This window comes from Microbulbifer sp. GL-2 (assembly GCF_007183175.1).
In the GTDB taxonomy this organism is placed as follows: Bacteria; Pseudomonadota; Gammaproteobacteria; order Pseudomonadales; family Cellvibrionaceae; genus Microbulbifer.
Genome location: NZ_AP019807.1, coordinates 1,689,834 through 1,712,637, shown reverse-complemented (window position 1 = coordinate 1,712,637; position 22,804 = coordinate 1,689,834). Strand labels below are relative to the sequence as shown.

Annotated in this window: 21 protein-coding genes; 6 read left to right on the top strand and 15 right to left on the bottom strand. The window is 50.4% G+C overall.

The window, feature by feature from the left end:
* The first annotated feature begins 219 nt into the window (after positions 1-219).
* Positions 220-2,562, top strand: coding sequence for a Tex family protein (locus tag GL2_RS07500; protein ID WP_143730071.1), 2,343 nt, complete (start codon positions 220-222; stop codon positions 2,560-2,562).
* 66 nt (positions 2,563-2,628) lie between these two features.
* On the opposite strand, the gene GL2_RS07495 is transcribed toward GL2_RS07500, so the two are convergent.
* The 5 genes from GL2_RS07495 to GL2_RS07475 form a co-directional block, all read right to left on the bottom strand.
* On the bottom strand, positions 2,629-3,300 hold the full coding sequence (locus GL2_RS07495) for an RluA family pseudouridine synthase (RefSeq protein ID WP_143730070.1): 672 nt from the start codon (positions 3,298-3,300) through the stop codon (positions 2,629-2,631).
* An 89-nt stretch (positions 3,301-3,389) separates the two neighbouring features.
* The gene (gene metF / locus GL2_RS07490) at positions 3,390-4,226 is read right to left on the bottom strand and encodes a methylenetetrahydrofolate reductase [NAD(P)H] (protein WP_143730069.1); all 837 of its coding nucleotides are present in this window, start codon (positions 4,224-4,226) and stop codon (positions 3,390-3,392) included.
* Positions 4,227-4,287: 61 nt separating this feature from the next.
* Positions 4,288-5,673 carry an adenosylhomocysteinase gene (gene ahcY, locus GL2_RS07485; RefSeq protein WP_143730068.1) on the bottom strand — a complete coding sequence of 462 codons (1,386 nt, stop codon included), beginning with the start codon at positions 5,671-5,673 and terminating at the stop codon, positions 4,288-4,290.
* A 101-nt stretch (positions 5,674-5,774) separates the two neighbouring features.
* On the bottom strand, positions 5,775-6,995 hold the full coding sequence (gene metK, locus GL2_RS07480; RefSeq protein WP_143730067.1) for a methionine adenosyltransferase: 1,221 nt from the start codon (positions 6,993-6,995) through the stop codon (positions 5,775-5,777).
* Positions 6,996-7,067: 72 nt separating this feature from the next.
* On the bottom strand, positions 7,068-8,024 hold the full coding sequence (locus GL2_RS07475) for a metalloregulator ArsR/SmtB family transcription factor (protein ID WP_143730066.1): 957 nt from the start codon (positions 8,022-8,024) through the stop codon (positions 7,068-7,070).
* Between the two features lie 257 nt (positions 8,025-8,281).
* Between GL2_RS07475 and tkt the strand changes: the two genes are divergently transcribed.
* Both tkt and gap read left to right on the top strand, forming a co-directional pair.
* On the top strand, positions 8,282-10,282 hold the full coding sequence (tkt, locus tag GL2_RS07470) for a transketolase (RefSeq protein ID WP_143730065.1): 2,001 nt from the start codon (positions 8,282-8,284) through the stop codon (positions 10,280-10,282).
* Between the two features lie 86 nt (positions 10,283-10,368).
* Positions 10,369-11,373 carry a type I glyceraldehyde-3-phosphate dehydrogenase gene (gene gap, locus GL2_RS07465; protein ID WP_143730064.1) on the top strand — a complete coding sequence of 335 codons (1,005 nt, stop codon included), beginning with the start codon at positions 10,369-10,371 and terminating at the stop codon, positions 11,371-11,373.
* Between the two features lie 418 nt (positions 11,374-11,791).
* On the opposite strand, the gene GL2_RS07460 is transcribed toward gap, so the two are convergent.
* Together GL2_RS07460 and GL2_RS07455 are read right to left on the bottom strand one after the other, a co-directional pair.
* A complete protein-coding gene (locus GL2_RS07460) occupies positions 11,792-13,816 on the bottom strand; it encodes a hypothetical protein (RefSeq protein WP_143730063.1) in 2,025 nt (674 codons plus the stop codon).
* 214 nt (positions 13,817-14,030) lie between these two features.
* Positions 14,031-15,203, bottom strand: coding sequence for an aminopeptidase (locus GL2_RS07455; protein ID WP_232053786.1), 1,173 nt, complete (start codon positions 15,201-15,203; stop codon positions 14,031-14,033).
* A 102-nt stretch (positions 15,204-15,305) separates the two neighbouring features.
* Here GL2_RS07455 and GL2_RS07450 point away from each other — a divergent pair, with 102 nt between their 5' ends.
* Positions 15,306-15,539 carry a hypothetical protein gene (locus GL2_RS07450; protein ID WP_143730061.1) on the top strand — a complete coding sequence of 78 codons (234 nt, stop codon included), beginning with the start codon at positions 15,306-15,308 and terminating at the stop codon, positions 15,537-15,539.
* Positions 15,540-15,641: 102 nt separating this feature from the next.
* Entirely contained in the window at positions 15,642-15,842 is a 201-nt protein-coding gene (locus GL2_RS07445; RefSeq protein ID WP_143730060.1) for a DUF3149 domain-containing protein, read from the top strand.
* A gap of 356 nt (positions 15,843-16,198) precedes the next feature.
* Here the strand turns inward: GL2_RS07445 and tatC are convergent, their stop codons facing one another.
* From tatC to ubiE, 8 genes are all read right to left on the bottom strand, one after another.
* Positions 16,199-16,948: a twin-arginine translocase subunit TatC gene (gene tatC, locus GL2_RS07440; protein WP_143730059.1), complete on the bottom strand. Its 750-nt coding sequence runs from the start codon at positions 16,946-16,948 to the stop codon at positions 16,199-16,201.
* A complete protein-coding gene (tatB, locus tag GL2_RS07435; RefSeq protein ID WP_143730058.1) occupies positions 16,945-17,520 on the bottom strand; it encodes a Sec-independent protein translocase protein TatB in 576 nt (191 codons plus the stop codon). The genes tatC and tatB overlap by 4 nt, the downstream gene beginning before the upstream one ends.
* Positions 17,521-17,550: 30 nt before the next feature.
* Entirely contained in the window at positions 17,551-17,826 is a 276-nt protein-coding gene (gene tatA / locus GL2_RS07430) for a Sec-independent protein translocase subunit TatA (RefSeq protein ID WP_143732824.1), read from the bottom strand.
* Positions 17,827-17,951: 125 nt separating this feature from the next.
* Positions 17,952-18,290, bottom strand: a complete 339-nt coding sequence (locus GL2_RS07425) for a phosphoribosyl-ATP diphosphatase (protein WP_143730057.1) — start codon at positions 18,288-18,290, stop codon at positions 17,952-17,954.
* A 10-nt stretch (positions 18,291-18,300) separates the two neighbouring features.
* On the bottom strand, positions 18,301-18,702 hold the full coding sequence (hisI, locus tag GL2_RS07420; protein WP_143730056.1) for a phosphoribosyl-AMP cyclohydrolase: 402 nt from the start codon (positions 18,700-18,702) through the stop codon (positions 18,301-18,303).
* A gap of 66 nt (positions 18,703-18,768) precedes the next feature.
* Entirely contained in the window at positions 18,769-20,379 is a 1,611-nt protein-coding gene (gene ubiB, locus GL2_RS07415) for a ubiquinone biosynthesis regulatory protein kinase UbiB (RefSeq protein WP_143730055.1), read from the bottom strand.
* 2 nt (positions 20,380-20,381) lie between these two features.
* Positions 20,382-21,011, bottom strand: coding sequence for an SCP2 domain-containing protein (locus tag GL2_RS07410; RefSeq protein WP_143730054.1), 630 nt, complete (start codon positions 21,009-21,011; stop codon positions 20,382-20,384).
* A 53-nt stretch (positions 21,012-21,064) separates the two neighbouring features.
* The gene (ubiE, locus tag GL2_RS07405; protein ID WP_143730053.1) at positions 21,065-21,814 is read right to left on the bottom strand and encodes a bifunctional demethylmenaquinone methyltransferase/2-methoxy-6-polyprenyl-1,4-benzoquinol methylase UbiE; all 750 of its coding nucleotides are present in this window, start codon (positions 21,812-21,814) and stop codon (positions 21,065-21,067) included.
* Between the two features lie 140 nt (positions 21,815-21,954).
* Between ubiE and GL2_RS07400 the strand changes: the two genes are divergently transcribed.
* Entirely contained in the window at positions 21,955-22,776 is an 822-nt protein-coding gene (locus GL2_RS07400; protein ID WP_143730052.1) for a CHAD domain-containing protein, read from the top strand.
* The last annotated feature ends 28 nt before the right edge of the window (positions 22,777-22,804 follow it).

Genomic DNA, 22,804 nt, shown 5'->3' with positions numbered 1-22,804 from the left:
GCGGCTAAGCGTGTATTTAGATGCAGGTTGCCGCAGGAGTTTGTGTCCTATCGCAAACCTTCCTCGCGACGCCTGGGTAACGCATAATGCCTAACCCAATTTACCGTTGCAGGAGAGGCAGCCGGGCCGCACAAAGCCAAGGAAACCGACAGGCTTGTTCCCGGTCAAACCCCGCTCCTAGAAGTACGAAATCCCCCGGAAAACGGATGTAAACATCAAATGCTGGATATCAACGTTCGCATCGCCGAAGAACTCAATGTACGCCCTCAACAGGTCACAGCCGCAGTATCCCTGCTCGATGAAGGTGCTACCGTGCCATTTATCGCCCGCTACCGGAAAGAGGTGACAGGGGCCCTGGACGACACCCAACTGCGCAACCTGGAAGACCGGCTGCGCTACTTGCGCGAACTGGAAGAGCGACGCGCAACGATCCTGAAAAGTATTGATGAGCAGGGCAAACTCTCACCGGAACTGGCACAACAGATCAACAGTGCCGATACCAAGAACCGCCTTGAGGACCTCTATCTCCCCTACAAACCCAAGCGCCGCACCAAAGGGCAAATCGCCATCGAAGCGGGCCTTGAGCCATTGGCTAACACGCTGATCAACGATCCCAGCCTAGACCCTGCGATAGAGGCGCAGCAATATCTCAACACCGATAACGAAGACACCTCCTTACAGGTGAAAGACATCAAGGCAGCTCTAGACGGAGCGAAGTTTATCCTGATGGAGCGTTTCGCCGAGGATGCCGAGCTGCTGGGCAGGCTGCGAGATTTCCTCAAACGCGATGGCCAGGTCAAATCCAAACTGCTGGACGGCAAAGAGGAAGAGGGAGCCAAATTCCGCGATTACTTTGAGTACGCTGAAGACTGGTCCAGGGTACCGTCCCACCGCGCCCTGGCCATCTTTCGCGGTCGCAACGAGGGTATCCTCGCCATCAGTGTGGGACTGCCGGAAGAAGAGGGAGCCTCTCCTACCTCCGGCCACCCCTGCGAAACCATGATCGCCAGACACTTCGATATCAGCGATGAAGGGCGCCCAGCGGACAAATGGCTTGGCGAAGTAGTGCGCTGGACCTGGCGTATCAAGCTACTCACTGCACTGGAAACCGACCTTCTGGGTGAGCTGCGGGAAAAAGCGGAAGAAGAAGCTATCAAGGTTTTCTCCCGCAACCTCAAAGACTTGTTACTGGCGGCACCTGCAGGACAAAAAGCTACTATCGGCCTGGATCCGGGCCTGCGCACAGGGGTCAAAGTAGCCGTGGTAGATGCCACTGGCAAGATACTGGATCACACTGCGATCTTCCCCAACCCACCACAAAATCGTCACCAGGAATCCGCTGCTGTCATCGCGGCACTGTGTAATAAATACAATGTGGGCCTGATTGCGATCGGCAACGGCACTGCCAGCCGTGAGACCGACAAGTTTGTCGGCGAGACCATTAAGCAATACAAGCTTGGCGCACAAAAGGTAGTGGTGAACGAAGCCGGTGCCTCCGTGTACTCCGCCTCCGAATTTGCCGCGCGGGAGTTCCCTGACCTGGACGTAACTATTCGCGGCGCTATCTCTATCGCCCGCCGTCTGCAGGACCCGCTGGCAGAACTGGTTAAAATCGAACCCAAATCCATTGGTGTTGGCCAATATCAACACGATGTGTCTCAGACACAGTTGGCGCGCTCCCTCGACGCTGTAGTGGAAGACTGTGTAAACGGTGTCGGTGCAGAGCTGAACTCCGCCTCAGCGCCACTGCTGGCCAAAGTTTCTGGCCTGACTGCCTCTATCGCCAGCAATATCGTCAGCTTCCGGGATCAGAACGGCGCCTTTAAAAACCGCAAGCAGCTGATGGAAGTACCGCGCCTGGGGCCCAAGGCCTTCGAACAAGCCGCTGGGTTCCTGCGGATTAATAACGGCGACAACCCTCTGGATAAATCCGGTGTACACCCGGAATCCTATATCGTGGTAAAACGTATTGCCGAGAAATGCGGTCGTGAAATCAACAGCCTGATCGGTGACTCCGCTTTCCTACGTCTCCTGAATCCAGCGGACTACACCGACGAAAAATTCGGGGTACCCACCGTTACCGACATCATCGCCGAACTGGAAAAACCCGGTCGTGACCCACGCCCGGAGTTCCGCACCGCCCGCTTTGAGGATGGCGTAGAAGAAATCAAAGACCTGCGTCCCTCCATGGTACTTGAGGGTACCGTTACCAATGTCACCAATTTCGGTGCCTTTGTGGATATCGGTGTGCATCAGGATGGCCTGGTACATATTTCCGCACTCTCAGAAAAGTTCGTCAAAGATCCCCATGACGTTGTAAAAGCCGGCGATATCGTAAAGGTGAAAGTAATGGAAGTGGACGTAGCGCGTAAGCGCATCGGCCTCTCCATGCGCCTCTCCGATGAACCAGGAGAACAGGGTAGTGGAGGTGTTAAAAAAGGTGACCAGCGGGAAAATCGCCAGGCCCAACGCTATGGCAAGCAACAGGGAAATCGCCCGCAGAAGGGAAGCCAAGGCAGTATGGGCGACCTTCTCTTGGCGGCAATGAAAAGTAAAAAATAGCAGAAAAATAAAAAAGGCGATTATTTAATCGCCTTTTTTCATCTCACAAAATCAAACTCATATTGACTAAATGTTCCTCGCAGAGAACTCTCTTGGAAGTTCACTATTGAATTGCAACATTTCTTCTTTAACAGGATGAATGAACTTCAACTCACTCGCATGCAATAATAACCTGGAAGCTGCAGCCACGGCCTCTTTATGAGCATAAAAGGGATCCCCCAATATCGGATGACCTATTGCCTGCATATGCACACGCAACTGATGCGACCGCCCAGTGATTGGCTTCAATCGAATCAAGCTGCAACTATTTGAATTGGAAATTTTTTCCCAGTGAGTTAAAGAAGGTTTACCAACTTCAAAATCCACAATCTGTCTCGGCCTGTTTGGCCAGTCACATATCAGCGGTAGATCTACTTCACCAATATCAGTTTCAGGTACGCCCCAAACTCGCGCGAAGTAGGTTTTGTCGACTTTACGTTTCTGGAAGAGTGTACTGAGCGCTCTGTGTACCTCTGGGCTGCGAGCCATCACTACCAGTCCTGAAGTATCCATATCTAAACGATGTACGATCAAAGCTTCCGGGTAGTGCTCCTGTACCCGGCTGGCCAAGCTATCCTTATGGGCAGGATCGCGGCCAGGCACACACAGAAGTCCACTCGGCTTATCCAATACCAACAGGGAGGGGTCCTTGTAAACTACAGTAAAATAGGGTTCAGTAGAAGGACAATATTTACGCATTTATAAACTCTCAGAATATGCTGACTGATATCGTCCCTTCTCTGTAAACCGGAAATATTTTTAACTACCCCAGCCAGAAAACTATTTTCTTACTTTTCTAAGCCCAGGGACTGAAGGATATATGCTGAGGCATCGGTCTTATTCATTGTGTAAAAATGTAATCCTGGCGCACCACCTTCCAGAAGCGTTTCACATAGATCCGTAACCAGTTCGAGACCCAACTTGCGAATATCCTCCGGATTCCGGTAACTCTCCATACGCTTTTTCAACCAGCGCGGTATTTCTGCACCACAATTACGGGAGAAACGCACCAAATTATCAAAATTGAGAATAGGCATTATACCGGGATAAATCGGTGCATCTATTCCTGCTTTTTCACATTGATCTATAAAATAAAAATAGGAATCCGGGTTATAAAAATATTGCGTTAAAGCACTATTGGCTCCTGCCTCGAATTTACCCTTTAAATAGCGTATATCATCATCATAGCTATTGGATTCCGGGTGTATTTCCGGGTAGGCGGCAACTTCCAGATGGAAAAGATTGCCTGTATGGCGGCGGATAAACGCCACCAATTCATTCGCATAGACCAGCTGCGCTACGGCCCCCATACCAGAAGGCATATCGCCTCTCAGGGCCACGATACGATTTACACCCGCCTCTTTATATGTATTTAATAAATTGAGGATTGTTTCTTCTTTATCACCACCAAAAGAGAGATGGGGCGCAATAGAAATGCCGTCACGACGCATATTGGTAACAATATTCGAGGTCGTCTCACGGGTAGTGCCGCCTGCGCCATAGGTGACAGAAAAAAACTCTGGATTAAATACCTGTAAAGCCTCGCGGGTTTTATGCAGTTTTGCGCGACCTTCGGGGGTTTTGGGTGGGAAAAACTCGAAACTGATGCGAATGGGATTTTTCATTATATTTTCCAGGCCCTCCGAAATTCAGGTGCCGGCATAGCCGACACCTTTTTAAAGGGAATTAGTATTTATAACTTTCTGGTTTGAACGGACCGTCCACAGAAACACCGATATATTTAGCCTGCTCTTCAGTCATTCGGGTAATCACACCACTAAAGCCTTCTACCATATAGCGGGCCACTTCTTCATCGAGGCGCTTGGGCAGCACTTTTACGTATAAAGCAGATACCTTTTGATCCCCGGGCAAATCAGCGAACTTCTCGTCAAACAGGTGGATCTGTGCAAGGACCTGGTTGGCAAAAGAGCCATCCATAATACGGCTGGGGTGACCCGTGGCATTGCCCAGGTTTACCAGACGCCCTTCAGACAGCAGTAGCAGGTGATCATTGGTTTCGCTATTACGTACCACTTTATGCACCTGTGGCTTCACTTCCTGCCATTCCCAGTTCTCACGCATAAAGGCGGTATCAATTTCATTGTCGAAGTGACCAATATTGGATACCACAGCACCACTTTTCAGAGCTGAGAGCATATGTGCATCGCACACATTGGCATTGCCGGTAGTAGTCACAATTAGGTCAGTATTGGCTAACAACGCCTTATTGATACCTTCCGTAGTACCGGTATTGATACCGTTAATGTAAGGGGATACCAGTTCAAAGCCGTCCATACAGGCTTGCATGGCACAGATAGGGTCAACCTCGGATACTTTTACAATCATGCCTTCCTGACGCAGTGAAGCAGCGGAACCTTTACCCACATCACCGTAACCGATTACCAGTGCTTTCTTACCAGCCAACAGGTGATCGGTGGCACGCTTGATGGCATCGTTCAGGCTGTGACGACAACCATATTTATTGTCGTTCTTACTCTTGGTAACAGCATCATTAACGTTGATCGCAGGCACCTTCAAGGCGCCTTCACGCAGCATGTCCTGCAAGCGATGTACACCGGTAGTGGTTTCTTCGCTGATACCGTGGCAATTATCAAGAATAGAGGAATATTTGCGGTGCAACAGTTCGGTAAGATCACCGCCGTCATCGAGAATCATATTCGGCTGCCAGCCGGCAACATCGGCACCGACGGTGCGCTCCAGGCACCATTCGTACTCTTCCTCAGTTTCACCTTTCCAGGCAAATACCGGGATACCACTTGCGGCTATAGCTGCGGCAGCGTGGTCCTGAGTGGAGAAAATATTACAGGAAGACCAGCGTACTTCAGCACCCAGGGCGACCAGGGTCTCAATCAAAACCGCAGTCTGGATGGTCATATGGATACAACCCATGATACGCGCACCGGCGAGTGGTTGTTCCGCGCGATATTTTTCCCGCAGGGTCATCAGCGCCGGCATTTCGCCTTCGGCAATCTCGATTTCGCGACGGCCCCACTCGGCCAGGGAAATATCCGCGATTTTAAAATCTTTAAATTCGGTGCTCATCTGGTTCATGTTCTTTCAGGTCCAATAAAATTGTTAATACTTTTGAGCATATCGCCCTTAGTGGAATGGCCACTAATCCAGAATTTTTTAGCCACTGTTTTATAAACGGATTACAGTCCGGCCTGAGTGCGCAGGGCATCTACCTTGTCAGTTTTCTCCCAAGGGAAGGCGGTAAAGGTTTCGCTGCGCTCCTGTCCATTACTGTCCACCCAGTTGTAGGTATGAGTGAAAGGGTCGCGACCAAAGTGACCATAAGCTGCTGTCAACTGATACATGGGGTGCAACAAGTCAAGGGACCTGGAAATAGCGAAGGGGCGCAGATCGAAATTCTCACGTACCAGCTCTACAAGCTTTTCTTCCGGAATATTACCGGTGCCAAAAGTATTGATAGCAACGGAGGTGGGCTCGGCCACGCCTATGGCGTAGGAAACCTGGATCTCACAGCGCTTGGCCAAGCCGGCGGCAACAATATTCTTGGCCACATAGCGACCGGCGTAGGCTGCAGAGCGATCTACCTTGGAGGGGTCCTTGCCAGAGAAAGCACCTCCTCCATGACGTGCAGAACCGCCATAGGTATCCACAATAATTTTACGCCCGGTTAAACCACAATCGCCTACAGGACCGCCAATGACAAAATTGCCGGTTGGGTTGATATGGAACTTGGTGTCTTTATGCAGCCACTCTAGCGGCAGGGTATGGTGCACGATCAACTCCATTACGGCCTCGCGCAGATCGGACTGACTGACATCCGGGTTGTGCTGGGTGGAAAGCACCACGGCATCAATCGCACAGGGGCGGCCCTGTTCGTCATAGCGGAAAGTCAGCTGACTCTTGGCATCCGGGCGCAGCCAGGGCAACAGGCCAGACTTGCGCGCTTCCGCCTGACGCTCCACCAGGCGGTGAGAGTAATAGATCGGCGCCGGCATAAAGGTCGGGGTTTCATTGGTGGCGTAGCCAAACATCAGCCCCTGGTCACCAGCACCCTGATCTTCCGGCTTGGCGCGGTCAACGCCTTGGGCGATGTCCACAGACTGCTTGCCGATCACATTGATCACACCGCAGGTCTCGCCGTCGTAACCCACATCGGAAGAGGTGTAGCCGATATCGGTAATCACCTTGCGCACCAGCTCTTCAAGATCCACCCAGGCAGAGGTGGAGATCTCACCGGCAATTACCGCAATCCCGGTTTTCACTAAAGTTTCACAGGCAACGCGGGCCTGCTTGTCCCGAGCCAGTAAAGCATCCAGTACCGCGTCGGAAATCTGATCGGCAATCTTATCCGGATGTCCTTCGGACACGGATTCTGATGTAAACAATCTGTATTCACTCATGTGAGAGTCTCCATTTATTCCGCCGCGGGCGGTTAGCAAAATTCTTGTTCTGACAATACGTAGACATTGTCGTCAGGGTTTAACAAATTCTCGTATCTGGATCTGGAAGCCATTGCGTAGGGCGCTGTAAACACTGCGCCCATCATTCAGGCCGGCACTCTGTGCCCAATCACTCAATTGCTCCGGTGCAAAGCCCAACCACAGGTCACCACAGGCTTCCCTGGCCCAGTCCTGACCGTGCTCCTGTAGCTCAGCCACCAGCAACTGGCCACCACTTTTTAATGCGCTTTGCAGGTCGCGGAAAATCTGTGCCGGGTCCGGGGTGTGATGTAACACCATGTTTACCACGATGGTATCCGCACTGGCCGGACGTGCTGCCGCTGCGCGCGTATCACTGCAGACAAACTCAATATTGTTAAGCCCCTGTTCATCGGCGAAAGCCTGCGCGCGCTCTAGCATGGCCGATGACAGGTCAAGGGCCGTAATCGTGCCGAAACGTAGTGATAATTCCTGTAGGAACTCGCCTTCTCCGGGGCCCACCTCCATCGCATGGCGTCCCGACTTGAGCAGCTGTGCCACCTGGGGACCATACACGCTATAGCTAGCGATCAGCTCTTGTTGCTCGCGGAAGCGGTTACCGTAGTCGGCAAAGAAACGGCGAGAAGCTTCGGCGCGCTCCTCAGAAACTCGCTCCACCGATTGGGCGCGCTCTGGAGACAAAGGTAGTAGGTCGAGATTCGCAAACAATTGTTCAAGAAGTGGAGTGCCTCCCGTACGCCGATAAAAGATGTTGTTGCCTTCCCGCCGTTTACTCACCAGCCCAGCCTGGGCGAGTACCTTCAAGTGATGACTCAAGGCGGGTTGGCGCAGGTCAAAAATACGGCACATCTCCAGAACGCTGTAGGAGTCCTGGCTGAGCAGGCGCAAGATCTCAAGCCGCAGGGGATCTCCTGCGGCCTTCAGGGTCCCCGCCAACTGCGGTATTTCCGCACCAGGGCTGGGTTCAGGGGTGGGCTGGGATTCAGACATGCGGACGAGTCTAGCAGTCGCCGGGGACTATATCAAAATATATTGATATAGCTTTATAAAATTATTTTGATGTAGATAACAATAAGCTGCTTAGAGGTACCCACCCGGAAAATTGCTGCTGTACTTAGTGGCAATTTTTCCAGCAAGCCTTTGCGTGGGGCAGGTCTTTACGGGAAAATACGCCCCCATTTTGTCGTCGCGGGAAAATGCCTATAGAGCGGCACCGCGGTCTATCCGAAAACCAGAGAGCTCTTCCTATGTCTTCTACCCCCTCTCGCACAGACATGGCCAATGCCATTCGCGCCCTGTCCATGGATGCGGTTCAGAAAGCCAACAGCGGCCACCCAGGTGCGCCTATGGGTATGGCGGATATCGCCGAAGTCTTATGGAATGACTACCTGAAGCACAACCCAGCCAACCCGGAGTGGGCCGACCGCGACCGCTTTGTGCTCTCCAACGGCCATGGCTCCATGCTGCTGTATTCACTGCTGCACCTGTCCGGCTACGACCTGCCGATCGAGGAGCTGAAGAACTTCCGCCAAATGCACTCCAAAACCCCGGGCCACCCGGAGTACGGTTATGCGCCCGGCGTTGAAACCACCACCGGCCCCCTCGGCCAGGGCATTACCAATGCCGTCGGCATGGCGCTGGCAGAGAAAGTACTGGCAGCCCAATTCAATCGCCCCGGTTATGAGCTGGTCGACCACCATACCTATGTATTTTTGGGTGATGGCTGCTTGATGGAAGGTGTCTCCCACGAGGCCTGTTCCCTGGCCGGCACTTTAGGCCTGGGCAAGCTGGTTGCCTTCTATGACGACAACGGTATCTCCATCGACGGCGAAGTCGAGGGCTGGTTTACCGACGACACACCCAAGCGTTTCGAGTCCTATGGCTGGCATGTAATCCCCAATGTAGATGGCCATGACGCAGTTGCCATCAAGGCCGCCATTGAAGAAGCCCGTTCAGTTACCGACAAACCCACCATTATCTGCTGTAAAACAGTGATCGGTTTCGGCTCCCCCAACAAGCAAGGCCGCGAAGAGTGCCACGGCGCACCTCTGGGTGATGACGAAATCGCCCTGGTACGCGAGACCATCGGCTGGTCCCATGCACCTTTCGAAATTCCCGAAGATATCTATGCCGGCTGGGACGGAAAAGCCAAGGGCGAAGCCCAGGAAGATGAGTGGAAAGATATCCTGGCCGACTACCGCGAAGAGTTCCCAGAATTGGCAGCCGAGTTCGAACGCCGCATGAGTGGTGAACTACCAGCAGATTTCCTGGTGAAAGCCGATGAGTACATTAAGCAATGCCAGGAAGACGCACAGAAAATTGCCTCGCGCAAGGCGAGCCAGAATGCACTGAATGCTTACGGTCCGCTGCTGCCTGAAATTCTCGGCGGCTCTGCCGACCTGGCCGGTTCCAACCTCACAATCTGGTCTGGCTCCAAGGGCGTGAGCGCTGAAGATGCCTCCGGCAACTACATCTACTACGGTGTCCGCGAGTTCGGCATGAGCGCCATGATGAACGGCATCGCCCTGCACGGTGGTTTCGTACCTTACGGTGCAACCTTCCTGATGTTTATGGAATATGCACGCAACGCCGTACGTATGGCCGCGCTGATGAAGCAGCGTGTCATTTTCGTCTACACCCATGATTCCATCGGCCTTGGCGAAGACGGTCCCACCCATCAACCGGTTGAACAGCTCAGCGCCCTACGTTCAACTCCGAACCTGCACACTTGGCGCCCCTGCGATGCCACTGAATCCGCTGTGAGCTGGAAGATGGCTATCGCACGAAAAAACGGCCCCAGCACCTTGGTATTCAGCCGTCAGGGCCTGGCGCCACAGAAGCGCGACGCCGCACAGCTGGCACAGATCGAAAAAGGTGGCTATGTGCTGTCCGACTGTGACGGCTCCCCGGAAGCGATCATTATTGCTACCGGTTCTGAGGTAGAGCTGGCTATGGCCGCTCAAGAGAAACTCGCTGGAAAGAAAGTTCGCGTAGTCTCCATGCCCTGCCCCGAAGCCTTTATGGAACAGGATGAGTCCTACCGCGAGTCTGTACTGCCCTCTGCTGTACGCGCACGGGTGGCGGTGGAAGCCAGCCATAAAGACTACTGGTACAAGTTCGTCGGCTTTGACGGCGATATTGTGGGCATGAGCACCTTCGGTGAGTCCGCTCCCGGTGGCGAACTGATGCAACACTTTGGCTTCACCGTAGAAAACGTGGCCGAAACCGTTGAGAAGCTGTTGAAGTAATTTCATGCTTTAGCTGAGTGCTTCCCGTGGTTTTGTACTGCGGGAGCATTCAGCATATTTCAAAACTCATACCCGGCTGCACTTCTATGACAACCCGACTCGCAATCAATGGCTATGGTCGCATCGGCCGCTCTGTTCTGCGCTCCCTTTACGAATCCAGCGCCCGCGATACCTTGCAGATTGTCGCCATTAATGAGTTGGCAGACTGCGCCACTATTGGGCACCTGACAAAGTACGATTCCGTACATGGGCGTTTCGCTGGTGAAGTCTCTGTAGAAAATGACACACTGGTGGTCAATGGTGATCGCATTGCGGTGACACATCACGAACAGCTCGAAGACCTAAATTGGAAGCAGGAAAAAATCGATATCGTTCTCGAGTGTACTGGCAGCTTTAAGGAACGTAAACACGCCGAGATGCATTTAGCAGCAGGGGCAAAAAAAGTTTTATTTTCCCAGCCCGCCAGCCGCGATGTAGATGCCACCATTGTTTATGGTGTTAACGATCACACTTTAAATGGCAGCGAGGCAATAATATCTGCTGCCTCCTGTACCACCAATTGCTGTGTGCCAGTGATCGCGGCACTGGACCAAGCATTTGGTATTGAGGCTGGAGTTCTAACCACTATTCACTCCGCCATGAACGATCAGCCAGTAAGCGATGCATACCACCACACCGATTTAAGAAAAACACGCTCCGCTGTTACTTCAATTATTCCTGTCGACACCGCTCTGGCCCGAGGTATCGAACGTATATTGCCGCATTTATATGGAAAATTTGAAGCCCAGGCCATGCGCGTACCCACGGTTAATGTCTCCGCTATTGATCTGTCTGTGCAATTACATAAAAGTGTGAGCCAGAGTGAAATCAATGCCTTATTGAAGTCCACAGCCGCGACAGAGTTTAAGGGCGTACTCGGCTTCACCGAAGAACCCCTCGCCTCCTGTGACTTTAATCACGACCCACGCTCAGGGATTATCGATGCCAGCCAGACACGGGTTGCCGGTGGTAAATTAGTGAAGATTTTAATCTGGTTTGATAATGAGTGGGGGTTTGCTAATCGGATGTTGGACGTAACCAAAATTATTTAGCACAACTGCAGGAGAGTTTTTAAAAAACGTCACCAAAAAGTTAGTAAGCTCTCAGAAAAGCACTGATTTATGCTGTTAAACCGGCTATAGCAAGTTGCGCTCAAAGCAGATATTAGATATTTTTTACGCTAAAATATCTCTTCAGCCACTACAAACTATTTTTTGGCATTCTCATTTATAAAAAGATCTTATTATTCGGCCACTCCTTATTGTAGTAAAACCCTCAATATTGGCCACCAACTTCAAAATAAAATTTATTCACTAATCCACCTGATTAAATTAAAGATATTTCGCAAGAAGTTTCTTCACTAATGAACGCAATTCACCTAAAATAATTCAGGTCGATCTATTGAAAAAAATGCGCAATAGCGGCACTATCGTGCCGCCTCCTTAAATTAACACCAACATTATAAGATATTTACTTAATACTTGGGAAAATAACGGGCCTTTCACTAACTTTATACATAAATGAATTATATATATGACCACTAGAAAAGATGTCACTCGTCAGATCTGATAAACCAGGAAGTTCTTGACGTTTTCCACTTACAAAGAACTTCAATTCCTTTCTCATCCAGAACAACTGCTGCTCTTTTGAGATATGTGAAAGATCCCACTCTCTTTCATTAACAAGTAAACACTCTGTGTTAAATTGTGTGTCCCATTCATTTGGTATACAACTCCCGCCTTGTATTTTCTGGTAAACCCTAATAAGTAAATTTCCATCACCAGAAAACTTCCAAAGCCCCTTATAAATATCAAACTCTTCAGCCTCTAACTTTCCATCAAAATTTGAATCGAAAGTGCTTATTCGATTTACTGTACCATTAGAATTTATCTCAAACCAAGAGTGAACTAGTGGTTGCGTAAAGTGCTGTCTAAACTGATAAATTCCCTCTACTGAATTTTCTTGCCAAGAATCTAAATTTTGGGTCAACACAGTATCAAAATCTATTATCTGTCCTCTCTCTGACTCCTCCAAAACAAAGGTTAATTTTTTTTCATTATATATATAGTCCAGAAAGATATAGGTAAACTTACTTCCAGTAGAGGCATCCACAACTATTTTTTTATCATCTTCTAGGCGCCATAATCCTGATACCGTAGTGTTTACCCTTTTCCCATCACCCTCAATTCCAGGAATCGATATATTGACAGTTCCCCCAATCCCAAACTCTCCGGTAAAGCTCATATCTAGAACGTTTACTGAAAACCAGGGGGAAACTTCCACTACTGGATTTACAATTTCCCCGGCCATAGCTGGTATTGGAAAACTATACTCTTGCTCTAGCTTCAATGATTCAGAAATTTTTATTGTTCTTGATGAGCGAATTGCTGTTTCTGCATAAATTTCACTTTTCAAATCAAGATCAGTATCTTTTTCATCAGGAGAAATATCATATTCATCAACATTTAAAATAATTGATGAAATAACATCACCATCCATCAGCCACACTAAACTATTAATTAAGATATGGTTTTCTACATAATGGGAATCAAAAGCACTTACATACCTTATTAAATCTGCACCTTCAAAAATAATGCCCTCGTCAATCTGCGACCATGTAAAATTAGCATGATCAACTTCCCCATTAACTTCACCAGTCCCATCAGGATGTAAGACAAGCCTCATTCGCAAAAACGGGAGGTAATAAGTGTCTGCTATTGGTAAATTGACATTAGATGTGTACCCAACCAAATTACCATTCCTGATCATATCTGATTGCATTTCTTGAAATAAATCCGGCAATCTTTTTTTTGTGTTATATACAAAAAGAGAGATTGCAGATTCACTTTCTGCTAATTCATATACATGGTTAAAACCATCCGGAAGAAAAAGACCAACATCTTCCATTATATTTTTATTATCGGCAAAAAGCTTAATAGAAGTAGCCACATCAAAAACTATTGAAGCATCAAGTTGTTTTAGAGAAAAAATTAACTCTGAATCGGATTTTATTTCCCCTTTATTTCTGCCTTTAAGATGTGCGGAAAGGGCTGTAGAAATACTTGTGATATTTACTTCATTCATTTCAGAGTGCACTAGGACCTGATCTTCGCCAGCTCTTTGTAACAACTTTTCCATGGAACCAAGGTTACTGAAATATTTTACTTGGCTTATACCAGGGAAAATCGCTTCAGCACTTATAAAATTGTCTATTTTAGATTCATTAACCTCTATATAAATAGAATAATTCCCTAATGAATCAACATCACCATGGAATTCAGTATCACCTACATGGAATTTTACTTCAACGCCTGTATAGCTTGCGGTCTCCACATAACCTTGGATAGTTAAGCTCACGGTATTTTCTGGCTGCTCACCACTATCAGGGACTTTATCACTATCTTTTGACGAGCTTCCACCTCCCCCACTGCATGCGGATAGGAGTAAAATACAACCAAGTAGTAAAAATCTGGATAGGAACTTACGGTACATCATACTATTCATTTTAAGAATTGGGTTACAGAAGGTATTGGGAGAGTGACTATAAAGGAACAGTTAAAATCAGACTAGGATATATAAACATAGAACCATATTAAACAACCAGACTTTTGATATTGGCTGTCACAATACACAAACACACAGAGTGTCATCAAAAGACTATTTGTGTAGCGTAACCAAAGAAATCTAATTTTTTATTCAGTAGATTATTTTATATTGATCGTAAATTATTTGAAAAATAAGTATTCAATAAAAGTAAATATTGCTCAACACTTTCCATACACCTCTTTCCTTCAGTAAAATTTTCTTGGTTTCTCCCCAAGTGTGTTCGGCGATATTCTTCCCCCAGCTTGTATAACCTCGCTTCACGATCCACCTTATCCAAATCTCCCAACCTCTGTGCCGCATTATAAAAGACCTCCCAGTCACTACTTTCTATATACAACTGCTTGAAAGCGGGAACTTGGGATTCATATTCAGCGGCCAAGGCTAAAGTGGCATTGTTAGCTTTTTCTATATACGCCTGGTAGCGCGCTGGATTGGGCCAACTTACGGATATTTTCCGATAGCACTGGCGCAGACGTGAAAGCACTAAATTTTTTTGTTCGAGCTTAAAACTATCCGGTTCAAGGGATTTATAAATGGGTTCGAGCTGCTTGCGCGCCATGTTCATCAGTTGACGTACGGCCATAGTCTCGACGCGGGCCTGGGTGGCAGAACCGGTCAGGCCTTGGCTGCTTAACCAATCCGGCAGGGCGATTTCTGAAACAGCTGTTGCGAAACTTTCATTAAACTGGGTATCGCCGGAAATATATACCCGTCTATGCGCCAGCTCATGGAATAACAATCCGGCGAGGCGCTCAGGTGGCCAATTTACAAAGCTGGAGAGGATAGGGTCATCAAACCAACCCAAAGTACTGTATGCGGGCACTGGCCCTAGATAGGTGTCATAGCCCTGCGCGCGCAAACTATTGGCTTTGGCGATAGCGGCAGACTTGCGGAAATAGCCCCGATAGCTGGCGCAACCGGCAACTGGATAGCACCAGCGCTTTGGCGTTAGGGAAAACTCCGGAGCAGCTAACACATTCCAGATGGGATATTGCTCTTCCAGCTGTACGTATGAACTGTAGGCCTTGCCTACCGGCAAGCTCAGCAGCTGGGCAGCATAGGCCCGTATCTCCTGCACTAACATTAACTGTCGACGTAGTTTCTCACCAGTGCCAGGCTCCTGTACCACTTTTTCAATAGGCTGCCGCGCAGAAAGAATCCGCCACTGACCAGCTGCGGCTTGGGCGTAGTACCCAACCGTCTCGCAGCCACTGAGGAATAGTGTGGTGACTAGCAGCCAAATATGCTTCTTATTTGGGCTTATTACAGTCTTCAAGGCTCCAATGCTGATATACACTTTTGTCCTATTTTCCTTTTCATGGAATGGCGCGCCCGTGAATGTACCCAGTCTCCGCCACAAGCTTCAATGGGTTATAGCATGTTGCCAGTTAGCGCAATTTTGATGGTATTTGCCCTGGCTTTTACCGCCATTGCTTGGTTGCGGCTCCTGTGTGTTTGCTTTTCCGATGGAGCCTTCGCAGGATTCCTCGCTCTGTTTCTACCACCACTGGCACTGTTTTTACTCCTGCCTCGCTGGCGTGAGGAAAAGGAGTTATACCAGCTACTTGGCGCCGCAATAGCCTGCCTGACTTTAGGAGTGGCATTTCAGTGACCCTCTAAGGGGTTAACTAAACTCCGCTTGATTTAAGTCAAGTGTCTTGTTTTTCAGCTCCATAAACTGCATAGCTGAAGCATTGACGTACAGGAGAGAGAGATGGATGCCTTGATTGACCTATTTACCAGCTTTTCTGGCTTGCTCAGCCTGGCCGTAATCGGGTTTATTTTCCTGATGGCATTCTATTTTTATCGCCTGATTCGCAACAATGTGGAAAAGGCGGTGGCAGAGCAGGAAAGGAAAAAACAGATGGCAACTTCCCAAGGGAACAAGCCAGCTGGGGCTGCTGTGTCCCGCTGAGGTCCAGGATCTCAGGGTTATTATATTTAAGCCGTGCAGTGTTTCGGCTATTAGGCGGTTTAACGGGGCATACTTCAGGGTAAGCTCTGAAAAATCGTCAGTTTTCCGAGCTGACCGCCCAGTTTTTGTCGCGATGGGGGCTTGCTAGTAGTGGCACAAAAACCGGGGTCGATCAGCTTATTCTTGCATGGAACGCAGACTGCCCATATCTCCGCATAACTCTTGTATTGAGAGCACAGGGTTACAGTTGGAAACAGGGCAGGTAAAACAACAGGGCTATTGCCCCGGTGGTTTCGACTGCTGGGGCATTTTACGGCTCAGAGCTTTGCTTTTTACTCTACGCAGCCACAACAAGGCTATTCTGCCTGCTCTTTATTGGACCCCCTTTTTATCCAACGTCCAAATAAAATACCCACCTCAAACAACAACCACATGGGTAAAGCCAGCAGTGACTGGGAAATAACATCCGGTGGTGTAAGCAGCATACCAATAAGGAAGCATCCCACAATGACATAGGGTCGCTTACTTGCCAGGGTTTTAGCATCCACCGCGCCACTCCAGATCAGCAGCACTGTGGCGATAGGAATTTCAAAGGCGAAACCAAAAGCAAAGAACAGCTTCAGCACCAGATCCAGATAGCTGCGCATATCCGGCATCACCTTGATGTCTTCGTGGGCCGTGCCGACAAAAAAATCAAAAAGGATGGGGAATACCACAAAATAAGCGAAAGCAACTCCCGCGTAAAAAAGAAAAACGCTGGTGATCAGAATCGGTACTGCAATACGTTTTTCATTTTTATACAAACCTGGGGCGATAAATGCCCAAGCCTGGTACAGCACGAAAGGAATTGCGATAAAGAAAGATACTATAAACGTGGTTTTAAACGGGGTGAGGAAAGTCGATGTAACCTCAGTGGCAATCATCCCCGCATCTCCTACTAATCTCTCCTGCAGGGGATTGGCAATAAAATTGTAGATGTCCGAGGCAAAAGGCACGAGGCAGGCGAAAAAAACCACAACAACCAGCAGGGTGCGTAGCAGGCGATCGCGTAACTCAATCAGGTGATCAATAAACGGCTGGTGACTGTCTTTTGCTTGATCGCTCATGGCTGCTTATCTTTTTCTTGTTGCGATACTTTTTCTTCTTCATCCAGTTCGACGTTTTCCGGGTGGTCGGGGTTTATCTCCGGGTCGCCGAAATCATGCCAGTGTTCGGGATACTCGGGATCTTGCAACTCCTCCACGCTTTCATCCTGTTCCGGTAAGTAATCCTCTTTTTCCGCACGAGGATGTTTCGCGGCCTCAGGGTGTTCTGGTGACGCTTTTCCTTCCGGTTCTTTAGCCACAGCTTCTTCGCTAGGCAAATTTACAGAGGTTTTTTCCTCTGTCACTTTCTGTATGGACTCGTTCACCTCCCGGTTGGCCTCAGTAAAGGTGCGCTCCATTTCCCGGCGACTCTCCTCAATCTCTTTCAGGATTCGCTCATTATGTAATTCCCGACGAATATCATCTGCGCCCACTTCCTTTTCCAGCTCCTCGCGGGCGCTGTGCAAAGTACGCTTTAAGCCGGACCACCAACGCGCTGTGGTACGGATGGCATCGGGCAGGCGCTCGGGCCCGACTACGAGCAGGCCCACAACAGCGACCAATAGCAGTTCAAAAAAGCCAATATCAAACACGGAGCATTACTCGCGTTAACGGTTGCCGAATTACTTGTCTTGGGATTGCTTATCTTTTTCCTTGGCGGTACTGCCCTGCTCAGGCTTTTCATCCTCATCGTGCTGCAGGCGCTCGGGATCTTTATCCTCGCCAGCTTCCTTATCTTTTTCTTTATCCTTGTTCTCATCCTTGATCGCCTTACGGAAGCCCTTAATGGCCCCACCGAGATCACCACCAAGGTTCTTCAAGCGCTTGGTGCCGAACAGCAGAAGGACAATGACCAGAATAATCAACAGTTGCCAGATGCTAATTCCACCGAATCCCATAATTGTCTCCATGTCATTTAATGCGATAGCCGGACGCTGCGCGCTCACCGGCCATCAGGGGTAAATGTAATTCACTGGAAACCCTTCTCAACACCAAGGGCCTCCAGATAATCTATCCAATCTTCTCAGTGCTCCTTGGAGCGCGCCGCCTTTTCCTCGTGTCCTGAAAGGCCGAAACGTCGGGCCAGTTCGTGAAGCACATCCTGCGAATCCGCACCCAGGTGTGAAAGCATTACCAACGAGTGGAACCACAGATCCGCCGTTTCAGCGATCATATCCTTATTGTCACCGCTGGACTGTGCATCTTTCGCAGCGAGGATAGTTTCTGTAGCTTCTTCGCCAACCTTTTCCAGGATTTTATTCAAGCCCTTCTTATGCAAACTGGCCACATAGGACTTATCCGCATCAGATACGTGCTTGCGGCTTTCCAATACGGCGTCAAGTTGCTGCAACAGGTCGCTCATAGTCTGGAACTCACTTATAGATGGCTTCTGGATCTTGAATCACAGGCTGGTTCACCTGCCATTCATCGTCCTGCAAGAGGTTGTAAAAGCAGCTACTGCGTCCAGTGTGGCAGGCAATACCACCCTCCTGTTCCACTAATACCAGTACCGTATCCCCATCACAATCCAGGCGTATCTCGCGTACTTTTTGCAGGAAACCGGAGGACTCCCCCTTGCGCCACAGGTTTTTGCGCGAGCGCGACCAGTAAACCGCATAGCCCTCACTGGCGGTAAGGGCCAGGGATTCGCGGTTCATCCACGCCATCATCAACACCCGCCCACTTTTAAAGTCCTGGGCAATGGCGGGCACCAACCCATCACTGTTCCAGCTGACCTGATCGAGGAAACCGGTTGTCGCTTTTGCTTGAGTCAATGTCCCTTCCTTCAGAATTCCAAGTGTAGGCTGGCCCGATACCAGCGAAGTCCGGTAAGCCTGAACTTAAGGCCAGAGCAGCAATACCAGAGCCGCAATACCCAGAGTCCAGCCCGAGGGCGACAATTGCTCCAACCACTGGGGCTTGCTCAGGGCCAGGGCACCCGCAGCGAGCAGTACTCCACCTACTCGGCGCAGGTACTGCCAGCGCCCACGGCGCTGGCCACTCGCCAATTTCTCACCAATATTTTCCAACTGCGGCGCCAGTTCCCGCGACTGTTCAAGTGCCGAGTAAACAAGCTGTGGCATCTGTGGAAACTTCTCCAGCCACTCGGGCCCGTAGCGCTTTATCTCACCCACAATAGTTTTCGGATGAATACGATCACGCATCCAACGCTCCAAAAATGGATGAGCAGTCTTCCACAGATCCAGCTGCGGATAAAGCTGCCGGCCCAGTCCCTCGATATTCAGCAGAGTTTTTTGCAACAATACCAGTTGAGGTTGTACCGCCATATCGAAGCGGCGCGCGGTCTGGAACAAGCTGATCAGCACCCGCGCAAAGGAGATCTCCCCCAGCGGTTTCTCAAAAATAGGTTCACACACGGCGCGAATTGCCGCTTCAAAAGTATTCACCGGCGTGTCGGGCCGCACCCAGCCGCTCTGCACATGTAACTCAGCCACCATACGATAATCGCGACGGAACATAGCGAGCAGGTTACGCGCCAGGTAGTACTGGTCCTCCCGCGACAAGCTGCCGACAATTGCGGTGTCGATCGCAATATACTTCGGGCGCTCTGGGTGCTCGCGGGATACAAAAATGTTGCCTGGGTGCATGTCCGCGTGGAAGAAATTGTATTCGAACACCTGCTTGAAAAAGATTTCTACGCCGCGTTCGGCGAGCAGCTGCATATTGGTGTCCTGCTTGCGCAGCTGCGCCAGGTCTGTAACCGGGATACCATCGATCCGCTCAAGCACCAGCACATTCTCACGCGTATATTCCCAATGCACCTCGGGGATATACAACAGAGGCGAATTATTGAAATTGCGCCGCAGCTGGGTGCCATTAGCAGCCTCTCGCACCAGGTCCAACTCCCCCTCAATGGTGTGGCGGTAATCCTCCACCACCTCAATTGGGCGCAGCCGACGCCCATCCGGTACGAAACGCTCGATACCGCGGGCAATCACCCCCAACAGGCGCAAATCCTCCTGAATTACTTCGCCAATACCCGGGCGCAATACCTTCACCACTACCGATTCACCGGTGGTGAGTACTGCGGCATGGACCTGTGCCACCGAAGCTGCCGCTAAGGGCTCACGCTCAAAGCTGGCAAAGACTTCATCGACACTCGCTTCCAGCGCCGCCTCAATCATCGCGGTACACTGGTCGCTGGGGAAGGGGGGCACCTTATCCTGCAGGTAATCAAGTTGCTCAACGATATCCGGTGGTAATAAATCCGGGCGTGTAGAAAGCAGCTGACCGAACTTGACGAAAATCGGCCCCAGCTCCTCCAGAGCGCGGCGCAGGCGCTCGCCGCGTTCCATCTTTGGCTGCGGCAACAGTTTTAGGGGAGCCAGCATTCCACGAAGCCACAATGGGCGCCGCTCAGCGGGCAATAACTGATCGAGACGATAGCGCAGGAATACCCGCGCGATGGTGAAACTGCGAAAAAGCGGCAAAACTACTCGGCCTCCCTGCGCGAAAACTGTTCCTGCAACAGGCGCACACGTGCCTCCAGGCGTTCGGTGGCCAAAGAGAGCTCCGCAAGGTCATCGACAAAGGCTTCAAACTGCGCCTGTGGCGGAGTCAGCTGCCACTCTTCGCTGATAGTCTCCGCTGCCGCTACCGGTGCGCGACTGAGACTGGCGCTCAGCCAGCTGCTGGCGCTACGCAACACATTACCGATGGAGTGGGCAGGAATATCGCCAACCAATTGTGCCAGTAGTGCCTCCCAATCGATATCGAGGTCGCTCATGATCCACTGCAATTCCGCCAGCAGGGCACTGGAGCCACTAATCGACACCTCCAAGGCTGCAGGGGTGGCATCCGGGTCTTTCAACAAACGTATTAAAGAGATAGCCGAACCACTGATAGAGGTAGTGACATCCCCTTCCCAGTGCTGGCGCACACGCACCTGATCGCCCTCAATACACAGGCAGCACTCTAGCTTTGGTGCAGTCAGGTCGAGCTGCATAATTTTACCGTCCAGCCCCTCCAGCCGCGCACGGGTGGCCGGATCATACTGCAGGGCCGCATTGATGGCGGTTTCCAGCGCGGCATCAAAACCCGCGCGATAGGTGGGATCGCTCATGGCGGTTACTGGCCTCGTGCCATAACTTGAGAGGAAATCATGTCGGGCGCAGACTAGGGCTTAATACCGCGGTGCAGTGCTACGATGCCACCGGTCATATTATGAAACTCACAATCGACAAAACCGGCATCCTTCATCATCTGCTTGAGAGTTTCCTGGTCCGGGTGCATGCGGATACTCTCCGCCAGGTAGCGGTAGCTCTCTGCATCGTTGGCCACCAGCTTGCCCATAAATGGCAACAGGCGGAAAGAATACTGATCGTAGACTTTTTCCAGGAACTTTGACTCCGGTTTGGAAAACTCCAGCACCAGCAACCGACCACCAGGCTTCAGTACCCGTAACATGGAACGCAGGGCCAGATCCTTATCGGTGACATTGCGCAGACCAAAAGCGATGGTAATGCAGTCAAAGGTATTGTCGGGAAAGGGCAGATATTGGGCGTCCGCCTGAACTGGCACCACATTGCCGGCGATGCCGCGATCCAGTAAACGGTCACGACCTACACGCAACATCGATTCATTGATATCCGCCAGTACCACCTGGCCACTGGCACCCACAATACGCGAGAAGCGCGCTGTAAGGTCGCCGGTGCCCCCGGCAATATCCAAAACTTTCTGTCCCGGCCTCGCACCGGACAACTCGATGGTAAAACGTTTCCAGAGTCGGTGGATGCCTCCAGACATCAAATCGTTCATTACGTCGTAGCGCGCCGCCACTGAGTGGAACACTTCCGCCACACGACCGGCCTTTTCCTCCACCGGGACCTCTTGGTAGCCGAAGTGGGTGGTCTTGCGATCCTTCATGCTTTGCTGCCTGCTGAGCCAAATTCAGGGAAGCCATTGTACATCGCCAAAGCCGGTGGGGCACCGCTCATCATCGGCCCCGTTGAAACTCACTAAAATTGAGCCATGTAGAAACCGGAACAAAATACTGGAAAGGGGCCATGAGTTACCGGCTCGACTGCAATGTAATGCCAGGCGTAGGTCTGCAACTTATCGCCCAGGCAGAAGTTACTGCCGCAATCAGCAACGCAAAGCAGCTGCCAGATGAGCACGCCGTGCATGAATTGCGCAAACACTGCAAGAAATTACGCGCCCTACTGCGCTTGGTACAACCCAAGAGGCCACAGCTGTACCAGCGTGAGAATTCCCATTACCGCAACTTGGCGCAAAGCCTCGCTCAAAGCCGCGATCTAGCTTCTATTCGCGGGGCCCTGCTCGCAATAGCTCCACCTAATTACTTTCCCACAATGCACGCATTCGTCGCGTACATGCTGCAGGCGGAAATAGATGAAAAGACTTTGGCACAAGTAGATACGTTGCTGATTAGAGCTCGCGAGAGCATTGAAAGCTGGCCATTGGGAAAAGTGCGCTGGACTCACCTCGAGTGTGGGTATCACCGTGGCTACAGTCGTGCACGCAAAGCCTGGCATCGTGTACACAAATTAGATAGCGCAGAGAACCTGCACCAACTACGCAAACGAGTAAAAGATCACTGGTATCACAGCCGTTTACTTGGGGAGAGATTTCCACTATCAGCCACTTGGCGCTGTGAATCACTAAAACAATTGGCCCAGGCACTGGGAGACTGGCGCGATACCTATCTACTGTGCCGCCTGGCAATTGCGGCAGGAGAGAATCTGGGAAAAGAGCTAATACCAATATTGGAACTGGGTGACTGGCGCAAGATGAGACTGCGCCGGGAAATAGAAACTATGTGTTCTGCACTCTTCGCCAATAGAAAGTTAGAGGAGGGGAGAATGTAAAACGGCGCAGGAAAAATACCTGCACCGC